The 14506-nt window shown below is 45.2% G+C and carries 21 protein-coding genes; 17 read left to right on the top strand and 4 right to left on the bottom strand.

Annotated features, from left to right (window positions below):
* The 17 genes from A1D16_RS16360 to yidD all read left to right on the top strand — a co-directional run.
* A partial coding sequence (locus tag A1D16_RS16360; protein ID WP_290711444.1) for a CvpA family protein occupies nucleotides 1-280 on the top strand: 280 nt, incomplete at its 5' end.
* On the top strand, nucleotides 265-495 hold the full coding sequence (locus A1D16_RS16355) for a hypothetical protein (protein ID WP_290711452.1): 231 nt from the start codon (nucleotides 265-267) through the stop codon (nucleotides 493-495). The genes A1D16_RS16360 and A1D16_RS16355, both read left to right, overlap by 16 nt.
* Before the next feature lie 58 nt (nucleotides 496-553).
* On the top strand, nucleotides 554-1330 hold the full coding sequence (locus tag A1D16_RS16350; RefSeq protein WP_290711442.1) for an alpha/beta hydrolase: 777 nt from the start codon (nucleotides 554-556) through the stop codon (nucleotides 1328-1330).
* Between the two features lie 29 nt (nucleotides 1331-1359).
* Nucleotides 1360-2022 (top strand): CBS domain-containing protein, encoded by a 663-nt coding sequence (locus A1D16_RS16345; RefSeq protein WP_290711441.1) that lies wholly within the window; start codon nucleotides 1360-1362, stop codon nucleotides 2020-2022.
* A 69-nt stretch (nucleotides 2023-2091) separates the two neighbouring features.
* Nucleotides 2092-2424: a POTRA domain-containing protein gene (locus tag A1D16_RS16340; protein WP_290711439.1), complete on the top strand. Its 333-nt coding sequence runs from the start codon at nucleotides 2092-2094 to the stop codon at nucleotides 2422-2424.
* Nucleotides 2424-3575: a hypothetical protein gene (locus A1D16_RS16335; protein ID WP_290711437.1), complete on the top strand. Its 1152-nt coding sequence runs from the start codon at nucleotides 2424-2426 to the stop codon at nucleotides 3573-3575. The genes A1D16_RS16340 and A1D16_RS16335 overlap by 1 nt, the downstream gene beginning before the upstream one ends.
* 32 nt (nucleotides 3576-3607) lie before the next feature.
* Nucleotides 3608-4489: an NAD kinase gene (locus A1D16_RS16330; RefSeq protein WP_290711435.1), complete on the top strand. Its 882-nt coding sequence runs from the start codon at nucleotides 3608-3610 to the stop codon at nucleotides 4487-4489.
* Between the two features lie 46 nt (nucleotides 4490-4535).
* Nucleotides 4536-5390 (top strand): DUF6089 family protein, encoded by an 855-nt coding sequence (locus A1D16_RS16325; RefSeq protein ID WP_290711433.1) that lies wholly within the window; start codon nucleotides 4536-4538, stop codon nucleotides 5388-5390.
* Nucleotides 5391-5453: 63 nt separating this feature from the next.
* On the top strand, nucleotides 5454-6209 hold the full coding sequence (locus A1D16_RS16320) for an isoprenyl transferase (RefSeq protein WP_290711431.1): 756 nt from the start codon (nucleotides 5454-5456) through the stop codon (nucleotides 6207-6209).
* 54 nt (nucleotides 6210-6263) lie between these two features.
* On the top strand, nucleotides 6264-8990 hold the full coding sequence (locus A1D16_RS16315; protein WP_290711429.1) for a POTRA domain-containing protein: 2727 nt from the start codon (nucleotides 6264-6266) through the stop codon (nucleotides 8988-8990).
* Between the two features lie 29 nt (nucleotides 8991-9019).
* Nucleotides 9020-9457: an OmpH family outer membrane protein gene (locus A1D16_RS16310; RefSeq protein ID WP_290711427.1), complete on the top strand. Its 438-nt coding sequence runs from the start codon at nucleotides 9020-9022 to the stop codon at nucleotides 9455-9457.
* Entirely contained in the window at nucleotides 9420-9533 is a 114-nt protein-coding gene (locus tag A1D16_RS16305; RefSeq protein WP_366206935.1) for a hypothetical protein, read from the top strand. Before A1D16_RS16310 ends, A1D16_RS16305 begins: the two co-directional genes overlap by 38 nt.
* Before the next feature lie 68 nt (nucleotides 9534-9601).
* Nucleotides 9602-10108, top strand: coding sequence for an OmpH family outer membrane protein (locus A1D16_RS16300; RefSeq protein ID WP_290711425.1), 507 nt, complete (start codon nucleotides 9602-9604; stop codon nucleotides 10106-10108).
* Between the two features lie 68 nt (nucleotides 10109-10176).
* Nucleotides 10177-11004 (top strand): glutamate racemase, encoded by an 828-nt coding sequence (murI, locus tag A1D16_RS16295; protein ID WP_290711423.1) that lies wholly within the window; start codon nucleotides 10177-10179, stop codon nucleotides 11002-11004.
* 142 nt (nucleotides 11005-11146) lie between these two features.
* Nucleotides 11147-11302 carry a 50S ribosomal protein L34 gene (gene rpmH / locus A1D16_RS16290; protein ID WP_214459837.1) on the top strand — a complete coding sequence of 52 codons (156 nt, stop codon included), beginning with the start codon at nucleotides 11147-11149 and terminating at the stop codon, nucleotides 11300-11302.
* Nucleotides 11303-11415: 113 nt separating this feature from the next.
* Nucleotides 11416-11820: a ribonuclease P protein component gene (gene rnpA, locus A1D16_RS16285; protein WP_290711418.1), complete on the top strand. Its 405-nt coding sequence runs from the start codon at nucleotides 11416-11418 to the stop codon at nucleotides 11818-11820.
* Nucleotides 11817-12050 (top strand): membrane protein insertion efficiency factor YidD, encoded by a 234-nt coding sequence (gene yidD / locus A1D16_RS16280; RefSeq protein WP_290711416.1) that lies wholly within the window; start codon nucleotides 11817-11819, stop codon nucleotides 12048-12050. Before rnpA ends, yidD begins: the two co-directional genes overlap by 4 nt.
* A 140-nt stretch (nucleotides 12051-12190) precedes the next feature.
* Here yidD and A1D16_RS16275 read toward each other — a convergent pair whose 3' ends face one another.
* The 4 genes from A1D16_RS16275 to A1D16_RS16260 all read right to left on the bottom strand — a co-directional run.
* Complete coding sequence (locus tag A1D16_RS16275; protein WP_290711414.1) at nucleotides 12191-12784, bottom strand: lipoprotein; 594 nt, start codon at nucleotides 12782-12784, stop codon at nucleotides 12191-12193.
* A 60-nt stretch (nucleotides 12785-12844) separates the two neighbouring features.
* Nucleotides 12845-13450 carry a superoxide dismutase gene (locus A1D16_RS16270; protein ID WP_290711412.1) on the bottom strand — a complete coding sequence of 202 codons (606 nt, stop codon included), beginning with the start codon at nucleotides 13448-13450 and terminating at the stop codon, nucleotides 12845-12847.
* Nucleotides 13451-13602: 152 nt separating this feature from the next.
* A complete protein-coding gene (locus tag A1D16_RS16265; RefSeq protein WP_290711410.1) occupies nucleotides 13603-13971 on the bottom strand; it encodes a hypothetical protein in 369 nt (122 codons plus the stop codon).
* An 81-nt stretch (nucleotides 13972-14052) separates the two neighbouring features.
* A partial coding sequence (locus A1D16_RS16260) for a nucleoside deaminase (RefSeq protein WP_366206932.1) occupies nucleotides 14053-14506 on the bottom strand: 454 nt, incomplete at its 5' end.

Genomic DNA, 14506 nt, shown 5'->3' with positions numbered 1-14506 from the left:
GTATAAAGGTATCCGGAATGGATTGGTGATGGCATTGTTTTCCTTTGCCGCCTTGTTACTGGGCCTGCTGGCTGCAGTAAAATTATCGGCTGTTACGGCCCTATGGCTGGAAGGAACAGTAAATGTTTCCGCAAAATGGTTGCCCTTATTGGCTTTTTTGCTGGTATTTGTGCTGGTAGTGCTACTTGTTAACCTGGTGGGTAAACTATTGGAGTCAACGGCAGAGTGGGCTTTTCTGGGATGGGTGAATAAAGAGCAGGAGTGGTGTTTTATGCGCTGATTTATTTAATTGCCTGGTCGCTCCTGCTGTTTTACCTGGATAAACTTTCACTGATTCAGCCCGATGCAATGGAATCTTCTGTTACTTATCCTATACTTGCACCATGGGGTCCGACACTAATAGAATGGATAGCTACCGCAATTCCGGTATTTAAAGATATATTGGGCCAGATTGGGGCATTCCTGGAAGGTTTCTCCACCCCTGACGGCAGGTAATTATTGGCGTAAATGGCCTATTTTAGCAATTAATTGGAAGTATTATTTTTACGAAGAGATGCAATACGAGATCAAACAGCTGGATAAATTTAAATACATCGAGGAAGGGGAGGGCGAACCATTGATCCTGCTTCACGGCCTTTTTGGGGCCCTGAGCAATTTCAGGGATCTGATAGAGTATTTCCGCCATCATTATAAAGTGGTGGTGCCCATGCTTCCGCTGTTTGAACTGGATATATTGCATACCTCGGTGGGAGGGTTGGAGAAATTTGTCTATAAATTCATTGAGGCCAAAGACTACAGGAATATCCACTTGATGGGCAATTCCCTGGGCGGTCATGTTGGCCTGGTACATGTACTCAAACACCCCGAACGCATAAAAAGCCTTATTCTTACCGGCAGTTCCGGTTTGTTTGAAAATGGTATGGGCGATACCTATCCAAAACGGGGTGATTATGAATACATCCGCAAAAAAACAGAACTGACTTTTTACGACCCTAAGATGGCTACCAAAGAACTGGTGGATGAAGTGTATGATATTACTACAAGCCGTCTTAAGGTTATCAAAATTATAGCATTGGCTAAAAGCGCCATCCGCAACAACCTTGGTGAAGAATTAAGCCAGATCAAACAACCAACCCTGCTGGTATGGGGTAACAACGATAGCATTACGCCGCCATTTGTAGGCCGGGAATTTAACCGGTTGATTCCCAATAGTGAATTGCACTTCATTGATAAATGCGGACACGCACCCATGATGGAAGTGCCCGAAGAATTTAATAAAATTCTTCATAAATTTTTGACGAAACTTAATGCACCGGCAGCGGTTGCCTGAGAATTGACGTCTATACATAAACGAACAGAGTGATCAATAAGGACCTGATATCGGTATCCCTTCCCGTATTGTCGATTAAAGACCCTATATACCGGGCCTTGCAATTGATGGACGACTGTAATGTGATCCATTTACCTCTTGTTGAAGAAGAAATCTACCTCGGACTTATTTCTGAATCTGATCTGCTGAACAGCGAGGACGATAGTTTGCCCCTGGAATCATTGGCTACTTCTATTTCAAAAGTTCGGGTGGGCCCCACAGGTCATTTTACCGAAGCAGTACAACTTGCCAATGAATATGGCCTGGCCGTAATTCCGGTAACAGAAACCGGTTTTCAATGGGTTGGCGCCATAGCAGCGGCCGATTTGCTGAAATTCACCGGCCATATGATCGGGGCCGATGAACCGGGAGGTATCATTGTGTTGGAAATGGAAAAAAGAAGCTTTGCTTTTTCAGAAATTTCTAAACTTGTTGAAACCAATGACGCCCAGATAACCCAGCTAAATACCTATTTTGATAATAATCTTGGAGTATTATACGTTACATTGAAACTTAATAAGTTCGAGCTTTCCGATATTGTAGCCACCTTTCAACGGTATGAGTATCAGGTTCGGTACTATTTTGGAGAAGAGCTCTATGAAAATGAGCTTCGGAATAATTACGACCATCTCATGAATTATCTCAATCTCTAAAAAAAACGGCCTTTGATTTATTTTCTTTAGATGAATCCTGTATTTTCATAGGCACCGTGAACGAAAGGAATGAATATTGTGTGGAAATATAGAATCCCCCTGCTCGCCATTCTCTGCTGTATTTACGGCAGTGTTTCTGCACAAAATGAATTACCCATTAAGGAAGAGGAAAAAACGGCACCCGGTCTTAGTCCCCCTGGCGCACACCCGGTAGAAGAAGCCCCCCGCCGCTTGTTTATGATCGATAAGATCTATATCAACGGCAATAAAAAAACCAAGGATTTTATTATTAAACGGGAACTCCCCTTCAAGGAAGGCGATTCTGTTGCGTTGAACCAATTAGTGGCCCAGTTCCGGCTCGGAAAGCAACAATTGGTAAATACCCGCTGTTTAATGATGTAGTGATATCACTCCGGAGTTTCAGAGGCTACCTGGTAGACGTGCAGATCGATGTGAAAGAACGCTGGTATTTTTTCCCGATTCCCTATCTTAAACCAATTGACCGGAACCTTCAAACCTGGGCTGATAAAGGTTATAGCCTGGACCGTATAAATTTTGGCGCCAAACTCAATTATTACAATACAACCGGCCGCAACGATGTGCTTAAACTTTGGCTGATAACCGGGTATTCCAGGCAAATCCAGGCTTCCTATAACCAGCCCTTTATGGATGGCTCGCTAAAAAGCGGCTATGGAATTAGTTTTAACTATTCGGCCATGAAGGAAGTTAACCCGCGAACCGTGGATAACCAGCAGTTTTTTCTACGGGCCGATTCCATTCCCAAAGCCAGTCGATTTCTGGAGGAAACCATGACCGGTTCCCTGCAATGGAATTATCGCCCCGGACTAAAAACACGCCATGTACTCCGCGCCGGTTTTGGTATGAGTAAAATTGACAGCGCTGTTTGGGAGGTAAATAATAACTATATCAGCAAGTCGGGCAAAACCCATGTCCTTTACCCGGAATTGAGTTATAGCATGAGCTTCCTGGACGTGGACTATGCCGCTTATCCGCTCCGAGGATTTATGGCAGATATACAGTTGCTTCGAAGAGGTTTGGGTGCAGATGTGGGCATGTGGATGCTGAACCTCAAAACCACCAAAGCATGGGAAATCGGCAACAAAGCCTCTTTTTCTTCCCAACTAACCAGTACCATTCGTCTGCCATTTAAACAACCCTTTAACCAGCACCGCCTCATGGGGTATGGCGATTTTTACCTGAGGGGATTGGAAAAATATGTGATTGACGGGGTGCTGGGTGGAATGACAAGAAATACGATCCGGCGGGAAGTGCTGAATTTTTCGGTTCCCCTGCCGATCCGAAGCCAGAGCCATGACCGGGTACCCTTCCGGATCTACGCCAAAACCTATGCCGACCTGGGCTATTCCTATTCCAAATATTTTCGTGAAAATACCCTCAACAATAAACTGCTGACCACCGCAGGTGCCGGTATTGATATTGTAACCCTCTACGACCTGGTACTGCGTTTCGAATACAGCTTCAATCAATTAGGACAAAACGGCTTCTTTTTTCACGTGAAGAATGATTTTTAATGCCCTATCTTTCCACTGGCTAAAACAGATACATGAAAGTGGCGATTTACAGTCGGGTAATTGATCAGGACGATTATTCGGAAATTCAGAACTTGTTCAATGAACTAAGCAGCCTTCAGATTGAACCGGTTATTTTTCGGGCTTTTTTTGAACAGATTGCCCCATCGGTACGATTTCAGCAGGACAGACTTTCCACTTTCAGTCATTCGGACGACCTGGACGATAGTATCGATTTTGTAATTAGCCTGGGAGGGGATGGTACCCTGCTGGATACGGTTACCCTGGTGCGGCATAAAAAAATCCCCATATTAGGCATTAATTTCGGTCGCCTGGGTTTTCTGGCCAGCATTGGTAAGGAAGAACTTAAAACCGCTGTGGCTGCTATGGTTAACCGGCAGTTTGTAATTGACCGACGTTCACTCATCCACCTCGATGCAGATAAATCCCTGTTTGGCGAAACGCCTTATGCGCTGAATGAGTTTGCTATCCATAAAACAGATATTTCCCCGATGATTAAAATTCACACCTATTTAAATGGGGAATTCCTTAATACATATTGGTCTGATGGCCTTATTGTTAGTACTCCAACCGGCTCAACCGGTTATTCACTCAGCTGCGGTGGCCCGATTGTTTTTCCGGAGTCGGGCAGTTTTGTCATAACACCGGTAGCACCCCATAATTTAAATGTGCGGCCAATCATTGTTCCGGACGACAATATTATATCCTTTGAAGTAGAATCGCGGTCGGATAATTTTATCTGCGCACTGGACAGCCGTCGGGAAATTGTTAGCAGAAACATACAATTAGCCGTAAAAAGGGAGAAATTTGATGTAAGTATTGTGCGTCTGAATGAAAATAATTTTCTTAGCACTTTACGAACCAAACTGTCCTGGGGATTGGATACACGTAATTAGCATTTCCTTTATCCAATCCTGTATTGTTTATACGTTATATTGCAATATGAAGAAACTTATCCTGCCTCTGGTGGCAGTACTTACCCTGCATTCCGCTGCCCGTGCACAGATGGAATCAATTACCCAGGAAGGAGAAATAGGGGTATCACTCGGTGCTGCCCATTATTTCGGCGACCTGAATACTTCTGCTAAGGTAAACCGGGCCAAACTGGCTTTTGGTGTGTTTTTCAGGAAGCAGTTTGGTAATTATATAGCGGTACGGGTAGGCGGGCAATTTGCGCAATTGGGGTATGCCGATAAATATTATTCCGATAATGAATTTCAACGCAGGCGAAACCTGAGTTTTAACAGCAGCATTTGGGAACTGGCCTTACAGGGAGATTTTAATTTTTTCAAATATGTTCCGGGTTCGCTGGATCATCGCTTTACGCCCTATGTAACCATCGGGGCCAGCATTTTCAGTTATGATCCTTATGCCTACCTCAACGGTCAGAAATATTATTTACGGCCGCTTGGTACGGAAGGGCAGGGCTCGGCTGCTTATCCTGAACGGAAGCCTTACAGTAGTATGGCTTTTGCCATCCCCTTTGGTGTTGGAGTAAAATATTCAGTAAACGATAAAATAAATGTGGGTTTTGAGGTGCTGCACCGCTTTACCAATACCGATTACCTCGATGATGTCAGCACTACCTATGTAGGAGCTGATAAGTTTCCGCCGCTGCCGGATGGTTCCCAAACCCCCGGATTTTTGCTGCAGGACCGGAGTTATGAAGTGGGCGAAATCATTGGTATTGAGGGGCGTCAGCGTGGTTATGCCGGTCAGAAAGACCAATTTATCACGGCACAGTTTACGGTTAGTTTTAACCTAACCAGTTACCGTTGCCCCACTCCCAAATACTAGGCACCTCAATCCTGTAGGCAGGTTCGGCAATTTCCGTACCTTCGCAGCCTGAAATTTGATTATATGAGTTCGCTCGAAGCGAAAATTGACCGGCAAAAACTCCCCCGTCATATTGCCATCATCATGGATGGCAATGGTCGTTGGGCCCAGGAAAAGGGGCAAGATCGCCTCTATGGCCATTTTCATGGTGTAGAAAGCGTGCGCGATATTGTGGAAGGATGTGCCGAGCTGGGAATTGGGTATCTCACTTTATATGCCTTCAGCACAGAAAACTGGGATCGGCCTGCCAAAGAGGTGAATGGACTAATGGAACTTCTGGTGGATACCATCCGGAAAGAGGTGGAAACACTGAACAGGAACAATATAAAATTGCATGTGATCGGAGACCGGGCTATGTTGCCGGATTATGCACAGCAGGAATTGAAGGAGGCGCTGGATATGACAGGGGTTAATACCGGCCTTCAACTGGTAATGGCACTTAGCTACAGCAGCCGTTGGGAAATGGTGGAAGCCGTTAAAAAAATTGCCCGGGAAGTACAGGAAGGCCGCCTTCAGTCGGATGAAATCAGCCAGGAACTTATTGCACGATACCTCTGCACCAGTGAATTCCCCGACCCTGAACTGATGATCCGTACCAGTGGAGAATACCGGATCAGCAATTTTCTGCTTTACCAGCTGGCCTATGCGGAACTGTATTTTACAGACGTGCGCTGGCCCGATTTCCGTAAAGAAAATTTATATGAAGCCATTCTGGATTACCAGCAGAGAGAAAGAAGATTTGGAAAAACCAGCGCCCAGATTCAGGAAGCGCCCCTTTAACAAAGCTTTTTTAAACAATCCCCTTAATTTGCCTACTTTATTAAAACCAACTGGATGCACTCACGAATAGTCGTTGTTGCTTTACTGCTTATGTTGATTGGACGGAATGCGATGGCGCAACAACCAGATACTACAAGACCTACCGCTATTGATCCAGCTTTGGAGGAATTGTCCAACGCAAGAAATCCCAAGGAATACACCATTGCTGGTATTACCGTTACAGGTACAAAATACCGCGATGAATCATTGCTCTTGTCCATTTCCGGGCTTTCAGTGGGGGATAAGGTAGTGATTCCCGGAAGTGATAATATCAGCAAAGCTATTCTTAACCTTTGGAAACAGAATTTGTTCTCTGATGTAGAAATTTATTATACAAAAGTTGAAGGACGTGATCTCTATATTGAAATCAATGTAACAGAACGTCCAAGTTTGTCGAATTTTTATTTCAAAGGGGTAAAAAAATCCGAACAGGAAGACCTGTCGGGAAAAACCGGCCTGGTAAAAGGAAGAGTGATTACGGAGAACATGAAAAGGACCGCTGTTGAAAACATCATCAAATATTATGTAGAAAAGGGGTTTCAGGGAGCAAAAGTTACGATTGAAGAAACCCCTGATCCTGCATTCGTTAATACACAGCAACTCACTTTCCGCATTGCTAAAGGAAATAAGGTTCGAATCAACCAGGTAAGCTTTTTTGGGAATGAGGAAGTGAATGAGCTTCGGCTGAAAAAGAAAATGAAAGGCACCAAGGAAACCACCCGCCTAACCCTTTATCCAAAAGTTGATTCAAGCAGTTATGGTGTACAAAAGCCGGTGAGCCTCTCCGAATACATGAAAGACCTTGGGTTTTTATCCGTTACCAAAACCGGTAATTTCCTGGATCCGTATTTCCGTTTCAAGTTATTCAGTTCCGCTAAATACAATGAAACCAAATACATAGAAGACAAGGAGAAAATCCTCGAATATTATAACTCGCTCGGTTACCGAGATGCTGCTATAATTGAGGATACCATGTATTATACCAAAAAAGGCAACCTGAATATTGACCTGAAAGTGGATGAAGGGCGCCGGTATTATTTCGGAAACATTTCATGGAGAGGAAATACGCAATACTCGGATTCTATCCTGAATGTATTGCTGGGCATCAAAAAAGGCGATATCTACAACCTGGAGACACTGAACACGAAACTGGGTAAACAAATGTCGCCGGAGGGGGGAGATATCAGTGGTTTGTATATGGACGACGGTTATTTATTCTTTTCCGTTGATCCGATTGAAACGGCTGTTTACAATGATACCATAGATTTTGAGATAAGGATGCGCGAAGGTCCGCAGGCAACCATCAAAAATGTAAATATTGCCGGTAACGAAAAAACCAAGGAGCATGTAATCCGCCGGGAAATCAGGACCGTTCCGGGCGAAAAATTCAGCCGCCAGGCCCTGATCCGCTCCAACAGGGAAATTGCCAACCTGGGCTTTTTCAACCAGGAAAAAATTGATATCAACCCCGTGCCGAATCCGGATGATGGTACGGTGGATATAAACTATAAAGTAGAAGAAAAGTCGAACGACCAGCTGGAGTTATCGGCCGGCTGGGGAGGTAATATCGGGTTAACCGGAACCCTGGGGGTAACCTTCAACAACTTCTCCATTAAAAATATCCTGAACAAAAAAACATGGGACCCATTGCCATCGGGCGATGGACAGAAACTAAGCCTTCGTTTACAAAGTAACGGCCGCCAGTTCCGCTCCTATAACTTTAGCTTCACCGAGCCCTGGTTAGGCGGTAAACGCCGGAACTCCTTTACGGTAAGTTTTTACAGTACCCGGTTTGCGAACTCCTATAACCCGTTTACCGGTTTATATGATCGGAAAGCCGGTGATACATCTTTTCTCAGAACCCTGGGGGTATCTGTAGCATTGGGTAAGCAGTTAAGATGGCCAGACGATTTCTTTACGCTGGTATATTCCCTGAACTTTACCCAATATAAACTGCAGAATTATCCCAACCTGTTTCCTGGCTTAAATAATACAACGGCCCATAACCTCAGCTTTAAGCTGGCATTGAGCCGGTCTTCGATCGACCAACCGATTTTCCCGAAGAGCGGATCGAACTTTATGGCCAGTGTGCAGGCAACACCACCTTATTCACTGATAGATCCGGGAAGGGTTAAATCAGCTAACCCGTATGAGCTGCCTGAGTTCCATAAATGGCGTTTCACGGGCGAATGGTATGTGCCAATAGGAAAACCTATGGGGGCTGATAAAAGTCGGCAGTTTGTGTTGAAGGCAGCCGCCAAATACGGGTTTATGGGACGCTACAATTCCAAACTCGACTACTCGCCGTTTGAGCGTTTCCAGGTGGGCGATGCGGGGCTTACCAATAACTTTGGTTTATTGGGATATGATATCATTGCACATAGAGGGTACCCGGTGTATGATAATTCTGATCCCACCATCAATCCGGATCGTTCCTCTGCCAGCCAGTTCTTTACAATTTTTAATAAGTATACCCTGGAGCTGCGGTATCCATTTTCGACCAACCCCAATAGTACCATATTTGGATTGGCGTTTTTTGAAGCAGCAAACGGATGGTACAATTATAAAGACTATAATCCTTTCCAGCTTCGACGCAGTGCCGGTTTGGGTATGCGTTTCTTCCTGCCGATGTTCGGATTGCTTGGATTTGATTATGGCGTAGGATTTGATCGGATTACCCCTAATGGAAAACTCCGGGATGCAGCCAGGTTTACCTTTATGCTTGGATTTGAACCGGAATAATAAATTCATCACCAATAAACAGGATGATCATGAAAAAACTGGTTGTTTGTTGCGTTGCTTTTCTGCTGTCGGCAATAGCCGTACAGGCACAACGTTATGCTATTGTAGATACCCGTTATATACTGGATAGGTTGCCCGAGTATAAAGAAGCCCAGGAGGCCCTGAATAAAACGAGTGAAATATGGCAGGCTGAAATTGACTCTAAGCAACAGGCGCTCAATAAATTATATAAGGATTATGAGGCTGAAAAAGTAATGTTGAGCCCGGAATTGCTGAAAAAAAGAGAAGATGAGATCTTTAACCGGGAAAAAGAAGTGCGGGAGCTTCAGCGTCAGCGTTTTGGGTTCGAAGGAGACCTGTTTAAAAAAACGGCAGGAACTGGTAAAACCAGTACAGGACAAGGTTTACGCTGCCATCCAGAAAATTGCTGTGGCCCGGATGTACGACTTTATTTTAGACAGAAGTGAAGGAATTACCGTTATATTTGCCGACCCCAAGCTCGACAAAAGCGAGGATGTGCTTAGGGAATTAGGTGTTAAATAAAGTTAAATTGGCTTAACAAAGACAACTAAAACCAAACCGAAAACAACTTAAAGTAACAAAAACGTCGCATGAAAAAAGTTTTATCCGTTCTGATGGTAGCGCTGGGATTGGTAGCATTCAATCAGACTTCACAGGCTCAAACCAAAATTGGTTACATCAGCTTTAATGAAATTGTGGCACTGATGCCGGAAGCAAAAAAAGCGGATTCTGCGCTGGTGCAGTTCCGTGATGCCCTGATTCAGAGTGCACAGGAAAAAGAAAACGCATTGAACGAAGCTATTACCAAATTCAATGCTGATTCAGCAAAAATGACTGCTGCTGTAAAAGAAGTTAAAAGAAAAGAATTACAGCAGAAACTGACTGAATTACAGGGAGAAGAGCAGCGTATTCAGCAGGAGTTGCAAAAGCGCCAGGAAGAACTGAGTGAGCCTATCCAGAAAAAAGCCATGGATGCAGTTCAGGCTGTAGCCAAAGAAAGTGGATATGCCTATGTACTTCCCAAAGAGTATATGATCGTTTCTCCACCTGCAGATGATCTTTTACCCCTGGTTAAAAAGAAATTAGGCCTTAAATAAAGATACTTTTCACAGGCTCTGTATGAACGCCGGGATAGCATCCCGGCGTTTGTTATATTTGGCTATACATGAACAAAGAACTGGCACCTATTGGGGTATTTGATTCCGGGTACGGAGGTTTAACGGTGATGAAAGAAATCGTTCAGGCCATGCCTTTGTACGATTATATCTACCTCGGCGATAATGCGCGGGCACCGTATGGTACAAGAAGCTTTGATACGGTATATCGTTACACGCTCGACTGTGTGAAATGGTTTTTTAAACAGGGCTGCCCCCTGGTGGTGCTGGCCTGCAATACCGCATCGGCAAAAGCCCTGAGAAGCATTCAGCAAAATGATCTTTCGGGGATAGCCCCTGATAACCGGGTATTGGGGGTTATTCGACCCACGACTGAATTAATAGGCAGGCTGAGTACAACGCGCAAAGTGGGCATCCTGGCAACGAAAGGAACCGTAAGTTCTAATTCCTACCCAATTGAGATCGAAAAATTTTTCCCGGAGCTGGAAGTTTACCAGGAAGCTTGTCCGATGTGGGTTCCGCTGGTTGAGAACAACGAGTATGCAGGCGAAGGCGCCGACTATTTTGTGAAAAAACACGTGGAGGCCCTGCTGGGAAAAGCGGCGGCCATTGATACGGTGTTGCTGGCATGTACCCATTATCCTTTATTGGCCGATAAGATCAGGCGTTTTTTGCCGCCAGGGGTACAGTTGATATCACAGGGGAAAATTGTGGCAGACAGCCTGGTCGACTACCTGAAACGACATCCTGAAATGGATAGCAGGCTTTCAAAAACCGGCACCCGCAGGTTTTATACAACGGATGATGCGCTTGATTTTGAGCAGCATGCCAGCAGGTTTTACGGCGCTTCAATAACTGCCGAGAAAATCGACCTTTGATTTTGGGTGTATTTTCCAATATTTTATTACCTTTGCCGTCCCTTTCACGACACAAGCGGGTATGGTGGCCCGATGTGATTGGAAATCAGCTATCTGGCTCTCCACAGGTGGCAAATTTTTGAGTTCGTAAAAAAACTGTAAAATGAAAAGAACATTTCAACCACACCGTCGTCGTCGTAAAACCGTTCACGGTTTCCGTAAGCGTATGCAAACTGCTAATGGCCGCAAGGTACTGGCAAGTCGCCGCGCAAAGGGTCGTAAGAAACTTTCTGTTTCTTCTGAAAGCAAGCTGAAGTAAGTAAGCCGCCCACTGCGGTTTTCGATGATAGCAATTAGCTCTGTTCCCTTAAAGGGGTCAGAGCTAATTTTATTTTGACCCATTCTGAGTAACTTCCCCCATCCGCAGCAAGTATGCAGCAAAAAAAGCATCTATATACATTAAAGGCTGGAGAACGGCTTAAACAGCAGAAAAAGATCGATGCGTTGTTTTTATCCGGACAAAAAATTTCGCTGGGCGAAATCCGGTTGGTATACCATGGTTCCCCTTCTTCCGATAAGGCGAGCTTATTGATTGGGGTAGGTGTTAGTAAACGCTATTTTAAAAAAGCCGTGCATAGAAACCAGATTAAACGCTGGTTGCGGGAGGCGGTAAGGCTCCACAAAATCCCTCTGCAGCAGGTTGTAGAAAACGCCGGCAAAAACCTCGATCTCTTTATTTTATTTACAGGCAAGGAACTGCCTGATTTTGCCCGTTGCCAGCAATTGGTACAGGCTGCATTTTTGCGCTTGATTAAGAAATGGAATCCAGGACAATGATTGAACGCCTAAAGAAAATAGCCAGTTTTCCTTTTATTGCTTTGATAAAACTGTATCAATGGCTGATTTCGCCCTTGCTGGGGCCTAAATGTCGGTTCACCCCTACTTGTTCGCAATATGGACTGGAAGCTTTTCGAAAATATGGACCGCTTAAAGGTGCCTGGTTAACCATTCGGCGCATTGCCCGTTGTCATCCCTGGGGTGGCAGTGGGCATGATCCGGTGCCATAAAAAAAGCCCTACCGGGGGCGGCTATGCCAACCAGTAGGACTTGGGTCAGTTGTTGTTCTGCTCAGGCAGGTGCGCAGAAGGCCGACGAATCAAGTATCAGAAGCCAATGCAACCAAAGGAACAAATTCCTTCTTCCTTCATCATTCCTTCAACATCTTTGTCAGGCGATCCAGGGTTGCTCTGGCGTCTTTATTGGTAATGAATTTATAAACTTCAGGAATAGCGCCGTCTTTGTCGGGGGAGAGAGAGGCAGGAATACCCCGAAACGGACCTACGATAATGGCATTGTCTTTACTGCTTATTTTTTTGAAATCGCCGGGAGCCAGGAAATGGTTTTTTTTCTCCGCGCTTACATTGGTGCCCTGCATAAGTTGCTGTAGGCTATCCATTCTTTCCATTAGTACATCCTGGGTAATTCGACCTTCCCTGGTGCTGGCATCGCCAAATGCCTGTAAGGAGCCAATCAGGGTATCGTTTTTTAGGTTTAGAAGATACACACCCGGTTCGCTTACGGTAAGTTCTTTATTGGCGCCCGCGTTGGTAAGGGTGATTTTATCGCCTTTCAGGTTAATAACCTGCTCGTTGTGCTGGGTGCCAGGTTCAAATTGGATGGCATCGCCATTAGGGGATACAGTGAATTTTCCACTTGCCATTACGACCACATTTTTTTGTGGAGGGGTTGAACAGGCAGTAAGCGCCAATGCTGCAAGGCTTGCAAAAATGATTTTTTTCATGGTATCTTTTAAAATAAAGATCCCGCCCGGGGCGGGATCTTTGGTTAGTAAAATGAATAGTTATTTAGCTGCCGCAAATCGCTCCGCTACTTTGGACCAGTTTACTACACTCCAGAATGCGGCGAGGTAATCGGCGCGTCTGTTCTGGTATTTGAGATAATAAGCATGTTCCCAAACGTCAACACCTAATAAAGGGGTGCCTTTAACTTCTGCCACGTCCATCAGCGGATTGTCCTGATTGGGGGTAGAGCTGATCTCCAGTTTACCATCTTTCACTAGTAGCCAGGCCCAGCCGCTTCCAAAACGGGTCATACCGGCGGCGGCAAATTTTTCTTTAAATGCGTCGAAGGATCCGAAGGCAGCAGTAATTGCATCACCTAATGCGCCACTCGGTTGTCCACCGGCGTTAGCGGCCAGGCTTTCCCAGAAAAAGCTGTGGTTCCAATGTCCGCCACCATTATTACGAACGGCAGGAGAAATGGCCCCTGCAGCAGCAACCAGTTCTTCGATGGATTTATCTTCGTTCGGGGTACCTGCAATAGCTTTATTGAGGTTATCAACATAAGCCTGGTGGTGTTTCCCGTGGTGAATCTGCATGGTCTGCGTGTCAATATGTGGCTCCAAAGCGTCGTGCGCATAGGGGAGCGCTGGTAAAGTAAATGCCATAGAATGGTTATTTATAATTGAATAATAAAAAAAGAAGCTACGGAAAGGAATAGCAAATTTAATGGCTATGGGCCAGAGCGCAAAACTAAACGTAAAGGTGTCAGATACATGTCTAACATGTATCTGACACCTCTCTAATACCATCCTACCATCTAGTAGCTACATTCGAAGTCGGCCAGGTCCAGGGCATCCCAGTAAGACAGCCAATAGTCAATCACATTCGCCTGCTGTATATAGGCTTCAGAACGGTTGTAGAAAGAACCCCCTCCAAAGCGGCTGAAATCTCCGTAAAGGACCGCTCCCCGTACCGGGGTAAATCCACCCCAGCCCCGAAGAACACTATAGCCAAACCTGGTTTCCACCACAAAAAAATCACAATCAAATCCGCTGTATACCACTACCCCTCTTTCTTTTGCAAGCCAAACGGATTCATCAATAGGTGGCCGGGGATCAATATAGGTACGCGTACAGGAAGCAAGTACCAGTAATACAGGAAATACAAGGAGTAGCATTTTTTTCATGGCCTTGAGTTTTATGCATAATAGACCTGAAATTGCCCCGCCGGATTAACAAGAGATTGTTAAATAATCCTCCTCGAAAAATCAACGTCGTTCCCGAAAAAACTGCTTCATTAATTCAGCAGCCTCTGCAGCCAGTACGCCTTTTCGAATAACTGCTTTGGGATGAAAGGGGGATTGTGCTCCCGTGCTTCGCTGATGCCCGTTTTTCTCATCATCAGTTCCCCAAACCACCTTACCCAGTTTACTCCAGTAAATAGCACCGGCACACATCAGGCAGGGCTCTACGGTAACATATAAAGCCGCATCCGGTAAATATTTGGCGCCCAGAAAACTGAATGCAGCCGTCAGCGCAATCATTTCTGCATGCGCCGTTGGGTCATTGAGTTGCTCTACCTGATTATATCCGCGGGCAATGATACGATTATTGATCACCACAACCGCGCCGACCGGAACCTCCCCCGCATCAAACGCCTGTTGAGCCTGCACCAGGGCCTGTTTCATAAAATGTTCATCCGATAACATCCGGTGAAGATAG

It is taken from the genome of Flavihumibacter sp. CACIAM 22H1 (assembly GCF_001601815.1).
GTDB lineage: Bacteria > Bacteroidota > Bacteroidia > Chitinophagales > Chitinophagaceae > Flavihumibacter.
The sequence above is the reverse complement of the archived record's forward strand: the minus strand, read 5'-3'. Positions and strand labels throughout refer to the sequence as shown.

What these genes read in the sequence shown, in the direction of transcription:
- rnpA (WP_290711418.1), top strand. Translation starts at nt 11,416, where the DNA reads ATGCAGCAAAAAAAGCATCTATATACATTAAAGGCTGGAGAACGGCTT.
- A1D16_RS16350 (WP_290711442.1), top strand. Translation starts at nt 554, where the DNA reads ATGCAATACGAGATCAAACAGCTGGATAAATTTAAATACATCGAGGAA.
- A1D16_RS16275 (WP_290711414.1), bottom strand. Translation starts at nt 12,784, where the DNA reads ATGAAAAAAATCATTTTTGCAAGCCTTGCAGCATTGGCGCTTACTGCC.
- A1D16_RS16325 (WP_290711433.1), top strand. Translation starts at nt 4,536, where the DNA reads ATGAAGAAACTTATCCTGCCTCTGGTGGCAGTACTTACCCTGCATTCC.
- A1D16_RS16315 (WP_290711429.1), top strand. Translation starts at nt 6,264, where the DNA reads ATGCACTCACGAATAGTCGTTGTTGCTTTACTGCTTATGTTGATTGGA.
- rpmH (WP_214459837.1), top strand. Translation starts at nt 11,147, where the DNA reads ATGAAAAGAACATTTCAACCACACCGTCGTCGTCGTAAAACCGTTCAC.
- A1D16_RS16330 (WP_290711435.1), top strand. Translation starts at nt 3,608, where the DNA reads ATGAAAGTGGCGATTTACAGTCGGGTAATTGATCAGGACGATTATTCG.
- A1D16_RS16310 (WP_290711427.1), top strand. Translation starts at nt 9,020, where the DNA reads ATGAAAAAACTGGTTGTTTGTTGCGTTGCTTTTCTGCTGTCGGCAATA.
- A1D16_RS16340 (WP_290711439.1), top strand. Translation starts at nt 2,092, where the DNA reads ATGAATATTGTGTGGAAATATAGAATCCCCCTGCTCGCCATTCTCTGC.
- A1D16_RS16270 (WP_290711412.1), bottom strand. Translation starts at nt 13,450, where the DNA reads ATGGCATTTACTTTACCAGCGCTCCCCTATGCGCACGACGCTTTGGAG.
- A1D16_RS16265 (WP_290711410.1), bottom strand. Translation starts at nt 13,971, where the DNA reads ATGAAAAAAATGCTACTCCTTGTATTTCCTGTATTACTGGTACTTGCT.
- yidD (WP_290711416.1), top strand. Translation starts at nt 11,817, where the DNA reads ATGATTGAACGCCTAAAGAAAATAGCCAGTTTTCCTTTTATTGCTTTG.
- murI (WP_290711423.1), top strand. Translation starts at nt 10,177, where the DNA reads ATGAACAAAGAACTGGCACCTATTGGGGTATTTGATTCCGGGTACGGA.
- A1D16_RS16320 (WP_290711431.1), top strand. Translation starts at nt 5,454, where the DNA reads ATGAGTTCGCTCGAAGCGAAAATTGACCGGCAAAAACTCCCCCGTCAT.
- A1D16_RS16300 (WP_290711425.1), top strand. Translation starts at nt 9,602, where the DNA reads ATGAAAAAAGTTTTATCCGTTCTGATGGTAGCGCTGGGATTGGTAGCA.